The 4,888-nt window shown below is 69.3% G+C and carries 4 protein-coding genes and 1 pseudogene; 3 read left to right on the plus strand and 2 right to left on the minus strand.

The annotated features are described in order from the left end of the window. Window positions 1-361, plus strand: a 361-nt coding sequence (locus VFA16_RS13855; protein ID WP_324968371.1) for a methionine adenosyltransferase domain-containing protein, incomplete at its 5' end; no start/stop codon positions are given. 8 nt (window positions 362-369) lie between these two features. On the opposite strand, the gene VFA16_RS13860 is transcribed toward VFA16_RS13855, so the two are convergent. Then, entirely contained in the window at window positions 370-1,851 is a 1,482-nt protein-coding gene (locus tag VFA16_RS13860) for an NAD(P)/FAD-dependent oxidoreductase (RefSeq protein ID WP_324968372.1), read from the minus strand. Between the two features lie 17 nt (window positions 1,852-1,868). Further along, window positions 1,869-2,819, minus strand: coding sequence for an alpha/beta hydrolase (locus tag VFA16_RS13865; protein ID WP_324968373.1), 951 nt, complete (start codon window positions 2,817-2,819; stop codon window positions 1,869-1,871). On the opposite strand from VFA16_RS13865, the gene VFA16_RS13870 reads away from it, so the two are divergent. Both VFA16_RS13870 and VFA16_RS13875 read left to right on the plus strand, forming a co-directional pair. Next, on the plus strand, window positions 2,818-3,525 hold the full coding sequence (locus tag VFA16_RS13870; RefSeq protein WP_324968374.1) for a lysoplasmalogenase: 708 nt from the start codon (window positions 2,818-2,820) through the stop codon (window positions 3,523-3,525). The two genes, VFA16_RS13865 and VFA16_RS13870, sit on opposite strands and share 2 nt — an antisense overlap. Window positions 3,526-3,575: 50 nt before the next feature. Beyond that, window positions 3,576-4,888, plus strand: a pseudogene (locus VFA16_RS13875) (primosome assembly protein PriA); the annotation flags it as partial.

Consider the following 4,888-nt stretch of genomic DNA (forward strand, 5'->3'; position numbering starts at 1 on the left):
CGGCAAGGACCCCTCCAAGGTGGACCGCTCCGCGGCGTACGCGATGCGCTGGGTGGCCAAGAACGTCGTCGCCGCCGGGCTGGCCGAGCGGGTGGAGGTGCAGGTGGCCTACGCGATCGGTAAGGCCGCCCCGGTCGGGCTGTTCGTGGAGACGTTCGGCACCGAAACCGTCGACCCGGTCAAGATCGAGAAGGCCATCGGTGAGGTGTTCGACCTGCGGCCGGGGGCGATCATCCGTGACCTGGACCTGCTGCGGCCGATCTACGCGCAGACCGCCGCCTACGGCCATTTCGGCCGCACCGACGTCGAGCTGCCCTGGGAGCAGCTCGACAAGGTCGACGACCTCAAGCGCGCCGTCTGACGCGCCACTCAGCTGAACCGGTAGTCGTCGAGGTGGAAGCGGCGGCTGCGCCAGTAGGCCTCGACCGTGGTGGTGGGCCGCAACGGCACGTCGCCGTTCTTGTCGAAGTAGTAGCTGTTGGCCAGCCGGCAGCTGTCCTGCCAGAACACCTGGCGGTGCCGGCGTCGCATCATCTCCGCGAAGTAGCGGTCGTTGGCTTCCTCGGTGACCTCGACGCGGGTCGCGCTCACCCGCCGGGCCCGTTTCAGGCACCGCACGATGTGGTGGGTCTGCGTCTCGATCAGCGCGAAGTACGACGACCCGACGTAGCCGTAGGGGCCGAACACGCTGAACAGGTTAGGAAAGCCCGGAATGCTGACCCCCTCGTAGGCCTGCAGCCGGTGGTCGTCCCAGAACTCGCGCAGGGATCGGCCGCCGCTGCCGGTGACCGCGAAGGTGGGGACGTTGTCGGTGTCCATCACCTTGAAACCGGTCGCCAATACCAGCACGTCGACGTCGTGGGTCTCGCCGTCACTGGTGACCACACCGGTGGGAGTGATTTTGTCGATCGGCTCGGTGACCAGCCGCACGTTGTCGCGGTTGAAGGTGGCCAGATAGCCGTTGTGGAAGCCGGGCCGTTTGCAACCGACGGCGTACTTCGGCGTGAGCTTCTCGCGCACCTCCGGGTCGCGCACCTGCTGGCGCAAATAGGCGCGCCCCGCCGCCTCCATCCGCTTGGCCAGCGGGAAAACGGTGAAGTAATGCGCGGCGATCGGAAACGTCGCCTCGACGAACGCCTGGCTGGCCAGCCGCTGGACGACTTTGCCGCCGGGTACCCGCATCGCCCAGCGTGCCGGCGCTGGCAACGGCACGTCGAGCTTCGGGAAGCACCAGATCGGAGTGCGCTGAAACACGGTGAGCTGCTTGACAATCGGCGCAATCTCCGGGATCACCTGCACGGCTGAGGCCCCCGTGCCGATCACCGCAACCCGTTTGCCGGTCAGATCTTGCGAGTGGTCCCAGCGGGCGGTGTGCATGGTGATTCCGTCGAAGGAGTCCACTCCGTCGATGTCTGGTAGCTTCGGCACGGTGAGTACGCCGCTGGCACTCACCATGAACCTGGTCGTGATCTCGCCACCGGGATCGATCTGCACCCGCCACAGGTTCTGCTCGTCGTCGAACTCCGCGGAGAGGACCTTGGTGCCGAACCGGATCTTCGGCCGGATGCCGTACTTGTCGACGCAGTGTTCTGCGTAGGCCTGAAGTTCGTGTCCGGGTGCGTAGGTCCGCGACCAGTGTGGGCTCTGCTCGAACGAGAACTGGTAGGAAAACGACGGAATGTCCACGGCGATACCGGGATAGGTGTTCCAGTACCAGGTGCCGCCGACACCGTCGCCGGCCTCGATCACCACATAGTTGCCTAGTCCCGCCTTGTCGAGTTTGATCGCGGTGCCGATCCCGGAGAACCCGGCGCCGACGATGACGGTGTGATAGTCGGGCGCACTGGTCATAGTGCAACGGTAACCCGCTAGGGGTGCAATGCCGCCTTCAGCGCCGCCAACCCGCGATCCATGGCCTCGGTGGCGGCCGGCACCACGCCGGCGTAGCCGATATAGCCGTGCACCAGCGTCTCGGCGTTGTGCACCTCGACCGGCACCTCCGCCGCGGCGAGCAGCTCGCCGTAGCGCATCCCGTCGTCGCGGAGCGGATCGTGGCCGGCGACCGCGATGTAGGTGGGCGGCAGCCCGGCCAGGTTCTTCGCCCGCCCCGGCGCTAGCCCCGGCGGCGGGTCGGTCAGGTCGATTTCACCTGCGTACCAACGCGAGAACGCCGCAATCGCCTTCCGGTCCAGGATGAGCGCGGACGCGTTCTCGGTGAACGACGGCAGCGAGGTGTCCCATAGCGTCGACGGATACCACAACAGCTGGAAGCTGATCGGCGGGCCGGCGTTGCCGCGGGCCCGCTGGGCGATCACCGCGGAGAGGGTACCGCCGGCCGAGTCGCCGGCCACCGCCAACCGCGTGGGATCCGCACCGAGCTCGGCGGCGTGCTCAGCCGCCCATTGCGTTGCCGCCCAAGCATCTTCGACAGCAGCGGGGTAGGGGTGCTCGGGTGCCAGCCGGTACTCGACGGAGACCACCACCGCGTCGGCGCCGACGGCGTGCTGGCGGCAGGTGCCGTCGTGGGTGTCGAGATCACCGGCGACAAAGCCGCCACCGTGGAAGTACACCACGACGGGCGGCATGAATTCCAAACCATTTGGTGGCCAATAGATTCGGATATTGATGGCGCCTGCCGGCCCGTCGATGCTGCAGTTTTCCACCCGCAGGTCAGGGTGTACCCGGCGGCGGGGCAGCTCGCGCAGCCGCTGCCGCACCACCTCGATACCGTCATCGGGCGACAACCGGAACGGAACCTTATCCAGTACCTTCAGCAAGATGGCGTCGATGGCAGGACCGGGGGTGTCGAAGCTGGGCATGGGCCCACCGTACGCACCTCGCGTGGTGCTCGGAGCCTGGGCGGTCGCCGGCTGGTGTGGGGTGGGCTACGGGATCTTCTTGACCGTGACCGCATTGCGTTCCGCGCCTGGTGAAGAGTTGACCGGTCACTGGGTGGCCCAGCCCGCGTTCAAGGCATCGATGGCGCTGCTGCTGGCCGTCGGCGCCGCCGCGCATCCGATCGCGCGCGAGCGGCGCTGGCTGATGCCGGCATTGCTGTTATCAGCGGTCGGCGACTGGTTGCTGGCCATCCCCTGGTGGGCGCCGTCGTTCGTCACCGGGCTGACGTCATTCCTGTTGGCGCACTTGTGTTTTCTGGCCGCACTGGTCCCACTGGCCCGGCCGTCGGGTGCACGTCTGAGCGCCGTGGTGGTGACCTGTATCGCATGTGCGGCGCTGCTGGTGTGGTTTTGGCCGCGGCTGCACGCGTTGATGCTTCCGGTGACGGTCTACATCGTGGTGTTGGGTGCGATGGTGTGCGCCGCCCTGCTGGCACGGTTGCCCACCCTGTGGACGGCGGCCGGCGCGGTGTGTTTCGCGGTGTCCGATGCGATGATCGGCATCGGCCGCTTCGTGCTCGACAACGAGGCCTTGGCAGTGCCGGTCTGGTGGACCTACGCGGTGGCTCAGATCCTGATCACGGCCGGGTTCTTCTTCGGCCGGGCGGAGCCGGTGGCTGACCGGTGAGCACCACCCGGCAGGCCGCCGAGCATGAGCCGATCGCGCGGGTGCTGCCGATGATGTCGGTGCCGCATCTGGACCGCGAGTTCGACTATCTCGTTGCCGCCGAGCAATCCGACGACGCCCAGCCGGGGGTGCGGGTCCGGGTGCGGTTCCACGGCCGGCTGGTCGACGCGTTCATCCTGGAGCGCCGCACCGATACCGATCACATCGGCAAGTTGGGCTGGCTCGACCGGGTCATCTCCGCCGAGCCGGTGCTGACCGCGGAGATTCGCCGGCTGGTCGATGCGATAGCGGCGCGCTATGCCGGAACCCGGGCCGACGTGCTGCGGCTGGCAGTGCCCCCGCGGCATGCCGGGGCGGAGCGGGAAACCACCGCGACGGCGAGTCGGCCCGTCATCGAACCCGTCGACCCGGCAGGCTGGCAAGCCTATGGCCGCGGCGCACAGTTTCTGGCCGCGCTGGACCAGTCGCGCGCCGCCCGGGCGGTGTGGCAGGCGCTACCCGGCGAGCGGTGGCCGGAGAGGTTGGCCGAAGCGGCCGCGCAGACGATACGCGCCGGGCAGGGTGTGCTGGCGATCGTCCCCGACCAGCGGGATGTCGACGCGCTGTGGCAGGCGGCGACGACACGTATCGACGAATCGGCCGTGGTGGCGCTGTCGGCCGGTCTGGGGCCAACTGCCCGCTACCGTCGCTGGCTGGCGGTGTTGCGGGGCACCGCGCGACTGGTGATCGGCACGCGCAGCGCGGTGTTCGCCCCGGTGGCCAACCTGGGGCTGGTCATGGTGTGGGACGACGGCGACGACACCCTGGCCGAGCCGCGGGCACCGTATCCGCATGCCCGCGAGGTGGCGATGCTGCGCGCCCACCAGCGTCGCTGCGCCGCGCTGATCGGCGGCTACGCCCGCACCGCCGAAGCCCATGTGTTGGTGCGACGCGGTTGGGCGCACGACATCGTCGCGCCCCGGCCCATGGTGCGTGCCCGCGCGCCGCGGGTGGTCGGCCTCGACGACCGGGGCTACGCCGAGGAGCGCGACCCCGCCGCACGCACCGCGCGGTTGCCGTCGATGGCCTTGCGCGTCGCCCGCGCTGCGCTTGACGCGGGAGCGCCGGTGCTGGTGCAGGTGCCGCGGCGGGGCTACATCCCGTCGCTGGCCTGCGGGCGCTGCCGCGCCATCGCCCGCTGCCGGCACTGTACGGGCCCGCTGTCGTTACTCGACCGCGGCGGACCGGGCCCGGTGTGCCGCTGGTGCGGACGAGCCGAGCCGTCGCTGCGATGCGCCCGATGCGGGTCGGATGCGGTGCGCGCGGTGGTCGTCGGCGCCGGACGCACCGCCGAGGAACTGGGCCGGGCATTCCCGGGCACTAC

It is taken from the genome of Mycobacterium sp., from assembly GCF_035653355.1.
Lineage (GTDB): Bacteria > Actinomycetota > Actinomycetes > Mycobacteriales > Mycobacteriaceae > Mycobacterium.

Coding starts and splice junctions, on each gene's coding strand:
- VFA16_RS13860 (WP_324968372.1), bottom strand. CDS start 1,851: ATGACCAGTGCGCCCGACTATCACACCGTCATCGTCGGCGCCGGGTTC.
- VFA16_RS13870 (WP_324968374.1), top strand. CDS start 2,818: ATGGGCCCACCGTACGCACCTCGCGTGGTGCTCGGAGCCTGGGCGGTC.
- VFA16_RS13865 (WP_324968373.1), bottom strand. CDS start 2,819: ATGCCCAGCTTCGACACCCCCGGTCCTGCCATCGACGCCATCTTGCTG.